We start from the raw sequence: 13,848 nt of genomic DNA, 5'->3' as shown, positions 1-13,848 counted from the left end.
TCTAAAGCTATTTTTCGCTATATCTAGGAAAAAACCTCTTTATTATACAAGATTCTACAAACAAGAAAAACTGTCAGCTAGAATGCCTTAAAAGACGCGGCAATACTAGGCTGACAGCTCTTTATCAAAATTTCTACATCATGAAGACACTACCTTAACCAAGTTAACCAAGAACTTCTGCCAACGAAAAATAAGGGAGATTCAACCCCTTAGCCACTGCTTCATAGGTGACTTTTCCTTGATAAACATTGAGTCCTTTCGCTAAAAAAGCATCCGCTTTTAGCGCCTGCTCTAATCCTTTACCAGCAATAGATAAAGCAAAAGGTAAGGTAGCATTTGTCAAAGCTAAAGTCGATGTTCTGGCCACAGCGCCCGGCATATTCGCCACAGAATAATGTAAAACGCCATGTTTACTATATACGGGCTCGCTATGGGTCGTCACCCTGTCAATTGTAGCAATCGATCCGCCTTGATCAATTGCCACATCAACAATCACAGATCCTTCGGCCATTGTCTGAACCATTTCTTCGCTAACGAGTTTCGGCGCTTTAGCACCAGGAATCAATACGGCCCCAACGAGAAGATCAGCCTGTTTCACCCACTGAGCAATGTTATAGCTATTTGACATAACAGTAACAACTCGACTGCCGAAAATATCATCAAGATAGCGGAGGCGATCTAGCGAGCGATCAATGATTGTTACTTTAGCTCCCATACCAACGGCAATTTTTGCCGCATTCGTACCAACAATCCCGCCGCCGATAATCACAACTTGGCCAGGGGCCACACCAGCTACCCCGCCTAATAAAAGCCCTTTACCGCCATAGTGTTTTTCTAAAAATTGCGCACCGACTTGAATCGACATCCGTCCAGCAATTTCGCTCATTGGTGATAACAGCGGCAGCGTACGATTAGCTCCCTCAATGGTCTCATAGGCGACTCCAGCAACTTTTTTTGCCAATAATGCTCGCGTCAATTCTGGTTCTGGCGCCAAATGAAGGTACGTATAAAGGATCTGCCCTTCATGAAAGAGCTCATATTCCGGTGCTAAAGGTTCCTTAACTTTAATAATCATTTCCGCATCATCAAAAAGCTGCTGTTTATTCTTATAAATAACAGCGCCAGCTTTTACATATTCTTCGTCGGCAAACCCGCTGCCGACTCCTGCACTTACTTCCACTAATACTTTGTGGCCAGCTTCCCGCAGCGCTACCGCTCCTGCTGGCGTCAAGCCCACGCGATTTTCATTATTCTTGATTTCTTTTGCTACTCCAATGATCATCGTAAAACCTCCCTTATGATTAAAACGTCAAGCTCCCCATCTACCTATATTAAATATTTGCAAAAACCATGCCAAAAAAAGTAGCCGTTTCTAATAGATAAAAAAAGCCTTTGTAAGGAAAAGTTTCCAGACTCCGGAACTAAAAAATTCCACTGGAATTTTTAGTTTCCAAAAAGGACTTTTGCTATGATTTAGCCAATTAGCACCTTAACGTAAAAGAAAAGAGTGATATCCTTGCGCTTAAAGCTGCCAAATATCGACCGTGTCGGCTTGATTCTTGATTTATCGCGTTGTCTCGCCAAAGAGCATATCAATATCATTTCCATGGAAGTTGAATTAAAAACAATTTATTTAGAGGTGGATATCACAAATCCTGACGAAAAAGAGAAAATCATGGCCAGACTACAAGAAATCGAGGGTATTTTAACAGTCAGCGAAATTGATCTTATGCCGCACCAACTAAAAGCGGAAGAAATACGCGCCGTCCTTACGGCCATTGGCGATGGCATTTTAAGTATTGATCAGCAGGGACGCGTTACCCAATATAACCCAGCCGCCGAACGCATTCTCCGTGTACCAGCCCACAAAGTAATCGGTCACCCCTTAAGCAACTTTCTACCAGAAGATATGGCCATTTTTGCGGCACTTCGCTCCGGCCATGTTTACAACAATCAGGAAGTCATCTTAGAAAAAACCAACAGTCATTATCTAACAAGCGGTCGACCCATTTTCGATCAGTCAGGGCGTATTATTGGCGCTGTAGCTATTTTAAAAGATATCAGTGATGTTCGAGCCCTCGTCCAAACCGTGACCGCGCAGCTCCCCTTGACCTTCGAGGAAATTACCTATAGCAGCACAGAAATGCAGCAAGTCATTACCTTAGCAAAAACCTATGCTCGCAGCGATTCGACTGTACTGATCCGCGGCGAAACAGGCACAGGCAAGGAGCTCTTTGCCAGAGCTCTTCATGCCGCTTCACCGCGCAGCCATAAAATTTTTATTCCCGTCAACTGCGCCGCTATTCCTGATACGCTCTTAGAAAGCGAATTATTCGGTTATGAGGAAGGCGCTTTCACTGGCGCCAGTAAAGGCGGCAAACAAGGGCTGTTTGAATTAGCCCAAGATGGAACCTTATTTCTTGATGAAATTGGGGAAATATCCACCCATCTTCAGGCAAAGTTACTCCGTGTACTTCAAGATAAAAAAGTCCGCCGACTAGGAAGCCCTCGCGAAAATTCAGTAAATGTACGAATTTTAGCGGCCACCAACCGGAATTTAGAAGAAATGATTCAAAAAAACCAATTTCGTGAAGACCTTTATTACCGTTTAAATGTAATTCCTTTATTTATTCCACCGCTTCGCGCCCGCCCTGAAGACATTCCTCAGTTAGCGCAAGTATTTTTAGATCGTTTTTCAACTCGTCTGCAAAAACAAGTAGACACCATTAGCGAAACAGCTCTCCAAAAGCTTCTTGCTTATAATTGGCCCGGCAACATCCGAGAATTAGAAAATGTAATAGAACGAGCGATCAACATTGTGACAGGAAATATTATCTTATCTGATCATATTATTCTCCACCATACACTTCCACCGGTATATGCAGCAGCAAATCAAGCAAAGAAAAAAAACAAGCTGCTAAAAGCCCAGCTTGACGAAACAGAAAAAGAAGTGTTACAACTTGCCCTGAAGGAACATCATACTTCTCGACAGCTCGGCCTCGCACTAGGCTTATCCCATACGGCTGTATTAAAAAAATTGCGTAAACATAACTTAATACCCCTGAAAGAATAAACCGGCAAAGAGAGATCTCTCTGCCGGTTTATTGCCATCCTACTATTCGTTGCCGCTAAAAGAGCGGATATAAGGCGCAATGAAAGCATAATCCATTGCCTTCATCGTCACAGGCACCTTATCAATCCCAATAACACTGGCTAATTTAAATCTCGCACAAGATTCAAACGACGCCTTATAAAGCTGCGCCGGACACTGTTCCCAACATTGATCTTGATAGGGGCACATCGTCATCCCTCCAACTAAAAAACCACCTGTATAGCTTACTTTGGTCACAGGGAAAACAGTGATGTCCTATTGCTAGTATATGCGCCATTGTAAAAAATACTCAAAAACAAAAAAACTTCCCTATATAAGAGAAGTTTTTCTGCTACATTCATTCATGATTTGTAACACCGCTCGGCACATGGCCTGTCGGTACGACACGAGCTGCATTCACACAGTAAGTATGTTGATCATCAAAGAAAATATGTGGTGCAAAACTTTCTAATATATCAGCCTTATCAAGACCGCCAAGGAAAAAAGCCTCATCAACACTAATTCCCCAGGCACGCAACGTTTTAATCGCCCGCTTATGAGCAGGCGCACTCCGCGCTGTTACGAGAGCCGTTCGAATCGGTCGCTTATGAAACGGCTTATAAGCAGCCTGCAGACGATTCAAAGCCGCTAGAAAGGCTTTAAACGGACCTGGCGCTAACGGAATTTCTGATTTTTCCGCTTCGCTTTTTTTAAACTCTTCCAACCCCTGCTCCACATTGACACGTTCCGCTTCATCACTAAAAATTACGGCGTCACCATCAAAAGCGATACGAATTTCCCCATCGTCAGCGCCGTTTTTTTCTTTTTGCTGTAAATAGCCGCCGGAAAAAATTGTCGCACTGGCATAACCGTTTTGCAAAGCCAGCTTTACGTCCTCTGAATTCGCTGATAAAAACAGATCGGCTTTAAAAGCCTTTAAATACTTGTAAGGCGGGCGCCCCCGCGTAAAAGCGGCACGGGTAATATCTAATGAGCGCGTTTCAATGGAATTAAATACCCTAAGACCTGTATTCGGATCATTTTTCGAAAGCAAAATAATTTCAACCATATTTTGGCCTGTCTGCGGGTCTTTCAAGGCTAACAGTCGTTCAATCAGCGGAAAAGCTACGCCGCAGGCAAGTAATTCATTCTCGCGATCCATTTGAAATTTAGCATAGGCCTCTTCGCCCTTCTCTTCAAAGACCCGATTGCTTTCATCAAGGTCAAAAAGGGCGCGCGAAGAAATTGCGATCACTAATTTTCCTTCAAGCGTAACTGCCATACTGATCTCCCCTGCTGTAATAAATTACAATTGACGAGCTACCTGTTCAACCTGAGTAGCCGATGAGGCTAGCGATTGCATCGACGCGGCAATTTCTTCCGTCGCAGCTGCCTGGCGTTCCGCCACTGTCACATTTTGATCAACTGTATGTTTCAAATTTTCGCCTTCTGCTTTAATTTTATTTAATATCACTTTAATATCCTTAACGGCATCAGCACTATTTACAGCCATCTTACGAATTTCCTCTGCTACGACGGCAAAGCCTCGGCCGTGTTCACCAGCTCTAGCAGCCTCAATGGCGGCATTTAAGCCAAGTAAATTCGAATTTGCTGCTACATCGCTAACAAATCGTAAAATTTCATCAGTATTTTTTACTTCTGTCGCTACTTTTTCACCGATCTGTCCAATCGTTGCCAAGCCTTGCGACAAATGAGTGGCCGTCGCAGCAAGTTCTTGCGTTGTTGCTGTCATTTGTTCTGACGTCGAAGCAATGGTTTCCGCTACTTCCATTAAACCTTGCTGATTTTTTAAGCTAATGCCAAGAGCAATGCCCCCAACTAACTTTCCGGCTTCAAGAATTGGAAAAGCCGTTGCTTTAATCGGCACTCCATAAAGGTCTTTCGGAACAATCTTGCTAACAGGTCTCCCTGTATTCATGCAATCGCCCAAAGCTCCGCCTTTAGCAGCGCCAGTCCCTTCTTTTACCTGCATATCAAAGGTTTCTGCTGGAACAAATTTTACAATAACACCTTCGGAATTACAAACCATAACACAGCAGTCTAAAGGAATGATTTTTTGCATCATTTCCGCTGCTCCCACTAATGCGTCAAACTCTGATATGCCTGCCATTTTTCCACCTCATAGAGTAATAGATTTCTACTTCATTATAACATAAAGGCATACTAAATTTTACTTTACTGCTAAAATTTGCAGAAATACAACTTATGGAAAATGACTAGATATAGAACAAAATAAAAAGGCCTCCGAAGATCGGAAGCCTTTTCTTTGAATAAATTATAACTGACGAGCTACCTGCTCGACCTGAGTAGCTGATGAGGTTAGCGATTGCATGGAGGCGGCAATTTCCTCTGTTGCCGCTGCCTGCCGTTCCGCCACCGTCACATTTTGATCGACCGTATGCTTCAAATTTTCGCCTTCTGCTTTAATTTTATTTAATATGACTTTAATATCCTTAACAGCATCTGCGCTATTTACAGCCATCTTGCGAATTTCTTCCGCTACGACAGCAAAACCACGGCCATATTCGCCAGCTCTAGCAGCCTCAATGGCGGCATTTAAGCCAAGTAAATTCGAATTTGCTGCTACTTCACTGACAAACCGCAAAATTTCATCGGTATTTTTCACTTCTGTCACTACTTTTTCGCCAATCTGTCCAATCGCGGCTAAGCCTTGCGACAAATGAGTAGCCGTAGCAGCAAGTTCTTCCGTTGTTGCTGTCATTTGTTCTGACGTCTCAGCAATTGTTCCCGCCGCTTCCATTAAGCCTTGTTGAGTTTTTAAGCTAATGCCGAGAGCAAAGCCTCCGACGAGTTTTCCAGCTTCTAAAATGGGAAAAGAGATTGACTTAATTGGCACACCATAAAGTTCTTTCGGAACAATCTTAGTGATAGGCTTCCCTGTGCTCATGCACTCTCCCATAGATCCGCCTTTAGCAATGCTAGTCCCTTCTTTTACCTGCATATCAAAGGTTTCTGCCGGAACAAATTTAACAATCATTCCACCAGAATCACAAACCATAAGACCGCAATCTAAAGGAATGATTTTTTGTATCATTTCTGCTGATTTCACTAATGCATCAAACTCTGATATGCCTGCCATATTTGCACCTCGCAAAGTAATAAATTTTGCCTTTATTATAACATAAAGGTATACTAATTTTTACTTTACTACTAAAATTTACAAAAATATAATTTATAGAAAATAGTCGTGTAAAGCAAAGAGACTTTCAGATAAAAATCTGAAAGTCTCTTCTTTGTTGGTGGGATTAACTGGACTCGAACCAGTGACCCCCACGATGTCAACGTGGTACTCTAACCAACTGAGCTATAATCCCATAATATTTACTTGTGTCAGAACACTTTTATATTATAAAGGATCTACCTCATAAAAAGCAAGTATTTTTTATGTAAATTTTATAAAAGAAAAACCCCTGCCTCAGCAAGGGTTTCTTATAAGCTTAGTATAAAATTTGGTTGGCAATAACAAGACGTTGAATCTGGTTTGTGCCTTCATAAATCTGCATGATTTTAGCATCACGCATATAGCGTTCTACAGGATATTCTTTAGAATAGCCATACCCGCCAACAATTTGTACGGCATCTGTCGTAATCTTCATCGCTGCATCGGCGGCAAAACATTTTGCCATCGCCGCTTCTTTCGAAAAAGGCATATTTTGATCTTTTAACCAGCAAGCTTTATACACCATTAATCTAGCGCCTTCAAGCTGCATAGCCATATCGGCAACCATAGCTTGTACTAATTGAAAAGATGCAATAGCTTTACCGAACTGTTGCCGTTCTCTAGCATATTTCACAGCAAAATCGAGAGCAGCTTGAGCAATCCCTACAGACACAGCGCCTACAAACGGACGAGCAGCATCTAACGTTTTCATCGCAATTTTAAAGCCCTGACCTTCCTTACCTAAACGGCGGGAAGCAGGTACTCTAACATTATCAAGAATCAGTTCACATGTATTGGAAGAACGAATTCCCATTTTTTCTTCGTGCTTGCCAACGGAAAAACCAGGCGTATCGCGGTCAACAATAAAAGCAGTAAGTCCACGAATCCCTGCTGATTTACGGGCATTCGCAAAAATAACAAAAATATCAGCAATGCCGCCGTTAGTAATAAAACACTTCGTACCATTTAAAATATAATCATCGCCATCTTTGGTAGCAGATGTTGCTACACTACCGGCGTCAGAGCCTGCTCCAGGTTCTGTTAAAGCAAAAGCAGCAAGTCTTCCCGAATTTAAAAAATCAAAGAAGTATTTTTTCTGCTCATCATTACCATGAATTAAAACTGGATATGACGCTAAGGCATTAGCAGCGATTGATGTTGCCACACCAGCATCGCCCCGACCGAGTTCTTCATAAAGCATTGCAATCGTAAGCGCATCAAGACCAGGTCCATCAAACTCTTCTGGAACTGTTAAATTTAATAAACCAGCGTCATTCAGTGTCTGAATCAGTTCAGGTCTCAGTTCTGCTTTTTCGTCCATTTCCCGGGCGTAAGGAATAATTTCTTGAGCAACAACATCCTGCACCATACGCAGTAAGGCTGTTTGATCTGACGAAAGCTCAAAATTCATAGGAAACCTCCTAAATCGTAATCATACGGAATATGTAAATAAGCCAATATGCTTTATTGTAACAAAAGTTTACCGCCTATGGCAAGTAAAACCAGGCCGACTCCTTGGCGGATCACAAAGTGATTTTCTTCTAACCCAAATAGTCCAAAATGATCGATCACTAAAGCGGTCAAAACTTGCCCGACTATAATCGCCGTCGTTGCCGTTCCTACACCAACGTTCGGAATACTTGCAGCCACAAGATAAACAATAAGTACCCCAAGCAAACCACCCAAGTATAAGTACCAAGGTACATTAGGCAGAGAAAAAGCTCCCTTACCAAGACGAAGGCCAAAAAGAGCTACACTTAGCACGATAAGACCAGTAGCATGAACAATGAAAGCCGCCTCTAACAGACCAACGACTTTACCTAAAGCTGCATTTAACGATCCCTGCACCGCCATTAGAATGCCTGATAAAAACGCAAGTATCATAAAGCGTCCACACTCCTACCATTTCTTACGAAATAGTATAGAAGCTTGGTAAACTTTCTATTCAGCTTATTCTAACCCTTTCAACCACTGGACCACAGCAACTCTAGCTTGGTCGGCTACTTCTTTAAACTGATGATCACCAGAGCGAATAATAACCAACTTTTTCGGCTCTAAGGCCGTTTCGTACATTTTATGAGCCTGCTGGACTGGTACGACTTGATCTTGATCTCCATGCAGCACAAGTACAGGTACCTCTCCCAATTCTTGCACATAACGAAATAAAGGATAATTGACAAAATCCTGTATAAAATCAGGCGTCAAGGTAAGTGAGCCGGTATCATCGCTTACTGTAATATTTTCACCCGCTGCTAATTTATTGTAGTCATCACCTAAAGCAAGGCGAAAGGTTTCCGGTAGATCGCCTGGCGTTGCCCACAGACACAACGCTTCAATCGCTTGATCTTGATGAGCAAAAGCTAACGAAGCGCTGCCGCCCATGCTGCGGCCTAAAAGATATAGTTTAGACCCAAGATTCTGCCGTGCATACAAAGCGGCATATCCGAGTTCCTCAATTTGACAAGACAACTTTTGACAAGGCGTGAATTTATAGCGAAGCACATGAAACCCGAGCTGAGCAACGGCTTCCGCTAATAGTTCAGCCCGACTTGTCCCATCAATCGACCCGTTAAAACCGTGAGAAATGATAAATACTTTCTCAGTTTTCGCCGAAGCTTCGTGCCAAATTCCAGCGAGTTCCCCAGTGTCGGTAGGAATCACAATTTCCTTCAATCCAGTTCATCCTCCTCAATGAATCTGCCTACGACAAAAAAAGTTCCGCGGCTTTTCGCTAACAGCTTGCCTTCTTCGCTAAAAATACCAGCGTCTACTACAATGGTGCTTTTCCCATGATGGAGCACTTCCGCCTTTGCCGAAATAGTCCCCCCTGGCCTAGCTCCCTGCATTAAGTTAATATTCATATCGACAGTAACGACTTTACTACCAAGGGTACCGCAGGCAACACCCATTGCTGTATCTGCTAGCGACGCCAATGCTCCACCATGAGCAATTCCATGCAGATTCGTATGTTTATCCATTACGACAGGCATGGTCAAGACCGCTTTACCACTTTCCAGTTGAACAAGCCGCATCTCTAACAACTGTACAAAGGGGTTTCGATCATAAATAAATTCCAAGTTTTCTTTCAAGCGGTCCATATACGCGTTCAAAGGGAATCCTCCTTATAAAATGGTGAAATGATAAAAAAAGAAACAGGCAAAATGCCTGTCAGTCACAAATGTATACAGTCACAATCTGCCTTCCAAAGGAAAGAGCTTCACCATGACTATCAAAAGCCAAATCAATAAAATTACCTCTTATGCTGCCGCCTGTATCATCAGCCACAGCAAAACCATATCCTGGTATATAAAGACGAGTTCCCAGCGGAATCACATTCGGATCCACTGCTACAAGGCCTCGCCGCAGTAAATGCCCCTGCGAGGTGTAGCTTCCGTTTCCGGGATCATAAGCTGAATAGCCTGTAGCATTCATTACTATCGATCGGTTATATCGGCTAATATCTGTACCTGCACGTTGTAAATAAAGAATCGTATCACGATTGATGACTCCATTTGCCGGTAAGTTGACACTGCGCTGAAAAGCAATCACTGCGTGAAGCGTCATGCCGCCAAAAACCCCATCAATCTCTCCCGTGTAGTAACCGGTTTCGGCAAGTAACTTTTGCGCATAATGCACATCATTGCCCCGCATTCCCCGTATAAGCGGCGTATCGCCAGGAGCGGCGAAAGTTACTGTCGACGAAACGAAAAGGACCAGGAATACCCATAGTACCACTAAAGCGTTTCTCATCGATTCACCTCTCTTTTTGCGCCCTCCAAAGTATTTCCATCTAAAAAAATGAAAAAACTTCAAAAGCGTCTAGCCTCCGAAGTTAGCTGTCGTGCATTGCCATGCATAAAAACTAACTGGGGCTGCTGCCTCCGGGGTTAGCTGTCGGATTCGGGCAAAAGAGAATAGTCAGAACGCCCTACCGCATATACGCGGATTCACCCCTATCTATATCGGTTCCCCCGTACTTATTTTTTAAAATAAGATTCGGCTTTTATTATTTTACTATAAAATTGTAAATTAGTCAATTTTCCCGCTATTGGAATCCCATTTTTTTCCTAAATACCTAGTTTTTCTGCTAAATTTTTATCCACAATTCCATTAGAAAGAAAACCGTTAGCTTCTTGATATTGTTTGACAGCGTCTTCTGTAGACCGTCCAAAAATCCCGTCGGCTCGTGATAATAGATAGCCCATACTTTGCAATTTAAGTTGCAAAATTGCCACATCAGGGCCTGTCATTTGATATTTTAGAACACGGTTGACTTTTTTGCGTCGATCTTCAATCCGTACAGTTGTGCCAATCGGGACTTTTTCAAAAAGCTCTTCCACATCTTTATTGCGCATACGAATGCAGCCGTGGCTCGTGAATTGACCGATAGACCAGGGTTGATTCGTTCCGTGAATGCCATAGGTACCCCAAGGTACATTCAGTCCCATCCAACGTGTCCCGAAACCGCTGCCCCAATTATAATCCTTCCAAACAACAACCCATTCGCCAATCGGCGTCGGCGTGGAGCTTTTCCCCACAGCAATGCGGTATTTTTTGATAAGCTGGCCATTATCATAAACTTCTAAAATCCGTTCCGCCACTTTAATTACTAAACTGACGGAACCGCTTGGTTCGATCGGCCCTGTCTGATCTTCCAAGGTAAAATCTAGCTCATCGAAATAGTCATAGCTTACAATCCCTAGCGCAAAGGTTACTAGCAGTAATAAAACCGTTCCATAAAATAGAGTCGGTCTTGTCAAACGAACTGTCATTGCCCTCACTTGGATGCCCCCTTGAAATTGCTATTCAAAAGATCATATGCCAAAAGACAATGCCATATCCCCATAAAAAAAGAAGCCGGTATAAATACCGACTACTTCAATACATAAATTTGTACATTTTTGATGCCATAATCTAAGGCATCCTGACGATTCGGGAAAAATAAGTCAATATGGTTGCCCTTGATTGCACTTCCCTGGTCATTGGCAATTCCATAGCCATAGCCTGGAATCCAAAGTTTGGTTCCCATCGGAATGACCGCAGGGTCGACAGCAACGATTCCCTGATGCAAAGGATTGCCAAAATAATCATAATTTCCCCAATGCCCATTATCAAGCGTACCGGGACCATAGGCCGTAGTCATCACCGAAAGAACCTTACTGTAATCGCTCGGCGCGCCAACAGGTGCTGAAGTAGACGATCCTGTTGCAATAGACGGCTCCAGTTTGGTTTGCCCAAAAAGCTGTGTCAAAGCTTGAATACTATCTTTATAAGGAGCTAAAACGCTACTGACTTCCTTAATAAGTTCGGTTTGGACCGATTGCTGCAAGACCTCGCTCACTTTATTGCCGCTTACTACCTGAGGTAAAGCAGCAGCCGCTTGGCCGCTCGGGATTTGACTTGCCGCAACAGTTTGCGCGAGAGTCGTAAGAATATCTGCCTTTTTACCTTGCTCCAGCTTTTGTTTTAAATTTAGGATCTGTTCAATGCTCTGCACGGTCTGATTGGAAGCCTGCCCAGCCAATAAAGCCACAAGCTGATCCGCTGGAGCGCTTGCCTGAGCCTGCTCTAGGGCCAGCACAGAAGTAGAACAATAGACCATAGCAGTAACTAAAATAACATGTATAGTTCGTTTCATTCAGGCACTCCTTTCACACAAATTTAATACCATCATACCATTGAGTTTACATAAATACTAGACGGTAATATTTCTCATGTGTAAAAGGAGTGCTTGTTTTTTAGCTGTTCAAACTATTTCGCTTGTTCATATAGCGCTTCTGTCAAAATCTCTACGCCATATAAGATATCTTCGGTTGCGGCGTATTCTGCCGGATTATGGCTGATCCCTTCTTTGCAGGGAATAAAAATCATAGCGGTCGGCGTAAGTTTTGCCATATGCATGGCATCATGACCAGCGCCGCTGTGCATTTGACGATAGGCCGCTTTTTTGCGGCGGCAGATTCCCTCTAACAGACCAATCATTTTTTTGTCAAGCTGTACAGGTCGATCAGACGTAAGCACATCAATCGCCACAGGCGTCTCCTCTTCTTCTGCCAAGTTGCTGATAAAATCTTTCAAATCCTGAATTGAAGTAAGAATACTTTCCGAATCAACGCCGCGAATATCAATTCCCAGTTCCACTTTTCCTGGCACAATATTCATTGCACCAGGTAAAACCGTTGCCATCCCTACTGTTCCAACCGTCCCGCAATAAGACTGTTCTAACGCAATTTCCCGCACAGCTAATATAATTTTCGCCGCACTAACTAAGGCATCACGACGACATTCCATAGGTGTCGCCCCAGAATGGGCCGCTTGCCCCTCGATGGTTACTTTAAGACGCGTTGGTGCTGCAATGGCCGTAACAAGACCAATCTTTTCCTTGGCCGTTTCTAAGATAGCGCCCTGTTCAATGTGAAGCTCTAAAAAGCATTTAAATTCATCACGGCTTCGGGCAGCACTGCCTAGATTCTCAATAGAAAGCCCTTGTGTAGCGAGAGCCTCTGGCAAAGTAATACCTTGCTTATCTACAGCCTTTTTCCAAGTATGTATCGGCAGAGATCCAGTCATTACTTTACTGCCAATTGTGGCAAACCCAAAGCGTCCGGCTTCTTCACAAGCAAAGACAATCACTTCTACTGGATGGGTAAGTTGACCTTTCGCCTGAAGTTTCTTCACGGCCAACAGCGAAGCAACAACCCCCGCTACGCCATCATACTTTCCGCCTGCTGGGACAGTATCAATATGGGATCCTGTAGCTACGACTGGAGCCGTTGCATCGCTCCCTTCTAGCCGGCCAATAATATTACCGGCAGCGTCACGGCGAATCGTTAATCCTAAATTCTGCATTTCTTTTATAATATACGCGCTAGCTGCTTGATCGTGCTGTGTATAAGCCAGACGAGTCACGCCTTCTCCCGGTTCACTAAAACCAGCCAAAGCCTCTATGCGTTCTTCTACCCAAGCTTTATCCATATAAGCGCCTCCTTGCATTAATGCCTTTCTTTTATTATAAACTGAGAAACATAGTATAAGCAAAATAAAAGATACCGATTAAGCCAAACGCGCCGCCCATATACCAATAAGCAGCCGTCTTATTGATGGACGCCAGTGATGTTAATAAAATTCCGACTTGCAAAAAAATCAAAGCTTGTCCAAACATACTGTTAAAAACTTTGGCCTGATCGCGCTCTTGTTCAAACTTTTTGGCATCAGCCATGATCTCGTCTTTTTCTTTTGAATAACGCTGAACTGTCTTATCATATTCAGCTATTTTTTGCTGCAGTGCTTCATTCGAAAATTGCCCCAACACTAACAGCATCATATCACGTTGTGTCTGATATTCCGTCTCTTTAATTCCCTTAGCTTGATAAAAATTCCACTGATCTGACGCTTGATTTTGCATGAGAACCATTTTATTACCATACCCAGCCGCTTTGAACGATGCCAGAGTAGCTACTACGGCTAATATAACGGTAGTAATAGCAATAAGCGTTGTCAGTTTCTCTTTTACATAATATTGATGCCATTTTCCTAGGTTCATACCTATCGCCCC

The 13,848-nt window shown here is 43.2% G+C and carries 15 protein-coding genes, 1 tRNA gene and 1 riboswitch; of the genes, 1 reads left to right on the top strand and 15 read right to left on the bottom strand.

Features of this window, described 5'->3' with window-relative positions; all coding sequences use genetic code 11:
• Positions 1-163 precede the first annotated feature (163 nt).
• Positions 164-1,282 carry an alanine dehydrogenase gene (ald, locus tag AC0NJP_RS15485; protein ID WP_474700347.1) on the bottom strand — a complete coding sequence of 373 codons (1,119 nt, stop codon included), beginning with the start codon at positions 1,280-1,282 and terminating at the stop codon, positions 164-166.
• 225 nt (positions 1,283-1,507) lie between these two features.
• Here ald and AC0NJP_RS15480 point away from each other — a divergent pair, with 225 nt between their 5' ends.
• The gene (locus AC0NJP_RS15480; protein ID WP_474700346.1) at positions 1,508-3,073 is read left to right on the top strand and encodes a sigma 54-interacting transcriptional regulator; all 1,566 of its coding nucleotides are present in this window, start codon (positions 1,508-1,510) and stop codon (positions 3,071-3,073) included.
• Positions 3,074-3,115: 42 nt separating this feature from the next.
• Here the strand turns inward: AC0NJP_RS15480 and AC0NJP_RS15475 are convergent, their stop codons facing one another.
• From AC0NJP_RS15475 to AC0NJP_RS15410, 14 genes are all read right to left on the bottom strand, one after another.
• Positions 3,116-3,301 carry a hypothetical protein gene (locus tag AC0NJP_RS15475; RefSeq protein ID WP_474040494.1) on the bottom strand — a complete coding sequence of 62 codons (186 nt, stop codon included), beginning with the start codon at positions 3,299-3,301 and terminating at the stop codon, positions 3,116-3,118.
• 148 nt (positions 3,302-3,449) lie between these two features.
• Positions 3,450-4,373, bottom strand: coding sequence for a 5'-nucleotidase (locus AC0NJP_RS15470; protein WP_474040495.1), 924 nt, complete (start codon positions 4,371-4,373; stop codon positions 3,450-3,452).
• Positions 4,374-4,397: 24 nt separating this feature from the next.
• Positions 4,398-5,222 (bottom strand): methyl-accepting chemotaxis protein, encoded by an 825-nt coding sequence (locus AC0NJP_RS15465; protein ID WP_474040496.1) that lies wholly within the window; start codon positions 5,220-5,222, stop codon positions 4,398-4,400.
• Positions 5,223-5,387: 165 nt separating this feature from the next.
• Positions 5,388-6,212, bottom strand: coding sequence for a methyl-accepting chemotaxis protein (locus AC0NJP_RS15460; RefSeq protein WP_474700345.1), 825 nt, complete (start codon positions 6,210-6,212; stop codon positions 5,388-5,390).
• 158 nt (positions 6,213-6,370) lie between these two features.
• A tRNA-Val gene (locus AC0NJP_RS15455) sits at positions 6,371-6,447 on the bottom strand.
• Positions 6,448-6,570: 123 nt separating this feature from the next.
• Positions 6,571-7,704: an acyl-CoA dehydrogenase family protein gene (locus tag AC0NJP_RS15450; protein ID WP_474040498.1), complete on the bottom strand. Its 1,134-nt coding sequence runs from the start codon at positions 7,702-7,704 to the stop codon at positions 6,571-6,573.
• Positions 7,705-7,757: 53 nt separating this feature from the next.
• The gene (locus tag AC0NJP_RS15445) at positions 7,758-8,177 is read right to left on the bottom strand and encodes a DMT family transporter (RefSeq protein WP_474040499.1); all 420 of its coding nucleotides are present in this window, start codon (positions 8,175-8,177) and stop codon (positions 7,758-7,760) included.
• Between the two features lie 66 nt (positions 8,178-8,243).
• Positions 8,244-8,966 carry an alpha/beta hydrolase gene (locus AC0NJP_RS15440; protein ID WP_474700344.1) on the bottom strand — a complete coding sequence of 241 codons (723 nt, stop codon included), beginning with the start codon at positions 8,964-8,966 and terminating at the stop codon, positions 8,244-8,246.
• Positions 8,963-9,403 carry a PaaI family thioesterase gene (locus tag AC0NJP_RS15435; RefSeq protein WP_474040501.1) on the bottom strand — a complete coding sequence of 147 codons (441 nt, stop codon included), beginning with the start codon at positions 9,401-9,403 and terminating at the stop codon, positions 8,963-8,965. Before AC0NJP_RS15435 ends, AC0NJP_RS15440 begins: the two co-directional genes overlap by 4 nt.
• Positions 9,404-9,461: 58 nt before the next feature.
• Positions 9,462-10,043 (bottom strand): 3D domain-containing protein, encoded by a 582-nt coding sequence (locus tag AC0NJP_RS15430; RefSeq protein WP_474040502.1) that lies wholly within the window; start codon positions 10,041-10,043, stop codon positions 9,462-9,464.
• Positions 10,044-10,154: 111 nt separating this feature from the next.
• Positions 10,155-10,305: riboswitch (cyclic di-AMP (ydaO/yuaA leader) on the bottom strand.
• Between the two features lie 55 nt (positions 10,306-10,360).
• On the bottom strand, positions 10,361-11,065 hold the full coding sequence (locus AC0NJP_RS15425) for a L,D-transpeptidase family protein (protein ID WP_474040719.1): 705 nt from the start codon (positions 11,063-11,065) through the stop codon (positions 10,361-10,363).
• A gap of 101 nt (positions 11,066-11,166) precedes the next feature.
• Positions 11,167-11,931 (bottom strand): 3D domain-containing protein, encoded by a 765-nt coding sequence (locus tag AC0NJP_RS15420; protein ID WP_474040503.1) that lies wholly within the window; start codon positions 11,929-11,931, stop codon positions 11,167-11,169.
• Between the two features lie 113 nt (positions 11,932-12,044).
• A complete protein-coding gene (locus tag AC0NJP_RS15415; RefSeq protein WP_474040504.1) occupies positions 12,045-13,268 on the bottom strand; it encodes a M20 family metallo-hydrolase in 1,224 nt (407 codons plus the stop codon).
• A 34-nt stretch (positions 13,269-13,302) separates the two neighbouring features.
• Positions 13,303-13,836, bottom strand: a complete 534-nt coding sequence (locus tag AC0NJP_RS15410) for a DUF4337 domain-containing protein (protein WP_474040505.1) — start codon at positions 13,834-13,836, stop codon at positions 13,303-13,305.
• Positions 13,837-13,848 lie beyond the last annotated feature (12 nt).

Source organism: Pelorhabdus sp. sgz311002, assembly GCF_056134285.1.
This window is presented reverse-complemented; position numbering and strand designations above follow the sequence as displayed.

Bases quoted from the DNA above. Each gene is read 5' to 3' on its own strand.
- ald (WP_474700347.1), bottom strand. From the start codon at position 1,282: ATGATCATTGGAGTAGCAAAAGAAATCAAGAATAATGAAAATCGCGTG.
- AC0NJP_RS15475 (WP_474040494.1), bottom strand. From the start codon at position 3,301: ATGTGCCCCTATCAAGATCAATGTTGGGAACAGTGTCCGGCGCAGCTT.
- AC0NJP_RS15470 (WP_474040495.1), bottom strand. From the start codon at position 4,373: ATGGCAGTTACGCTTGAAGGAAAATTAGTGATCGCAATTTCTTCGCGC.
- AC0NJP_RS15465 (WP_474040496.1), bottom strand. From the start codon at position 5,222: ATGGCAGGCATATCAGAGTTTGACGCATTAGTGGGAGCAGCGGAAATG.
- AC0NJP_RS15460 (WP_474700345.1), bottom strand. From the start codon at position 6,212: ATGGCAGGCATATCAGAGTTTGATGCATTAGTGAAATCAGCAGAAATG.
- AC0NJP_RS15450 (WP_474040498.1), bottom strand. From the start codon at position 7,704: ATGAATTTTGAGCTTTCGTCAGATCAAACAGCCTTACTGCGTATGGTG.
- AC0NJP_RS15445 (WP_474040499.1), bottom strand. From the start codon at position 8,177: ATGATACTTGCGTTTTTATCAGGCATTCTAATGGCGGTGCAGGGATCG.
- AC0NJP_RS15430 (WP_474040502.1), bottom strand. From the start codon at position 10,043: ATGAGAAACGCTTTAGTGGTACTATGGGTATTCCTGGTCCTTTTCGTT.
- AC0NJP_RS15425 (WP_474040719.1), bottom strand. From the start codon at position 11,065: ATGACAGTTCGTTTGACAAGACCGACTCTATTTTATGGAACGGTTTTA.
- AC0NJP_RS15420 (WP_474040503.1), bottom strand. From the start codon at position 11,931: ATGAAACGAACTATACATGTTATTTTAGTTACTGCTATGGTCTATTGT.
- AC0NJP_RS15415 (WP_474040504.1), bottom strand. From the start codon at position 13,268: ATGGATAAAGCTTGGGTAGAAGAACGCATAGAGGCTTTGGCTGGTTTT.
- AC0NJP_RS15410 (WP_474040505.1), bottom strand. From the start codon at position 13,836: ATGAACCTAGGAAAATGGCATCAATATTATGTAAAAGAGAAACTGACA.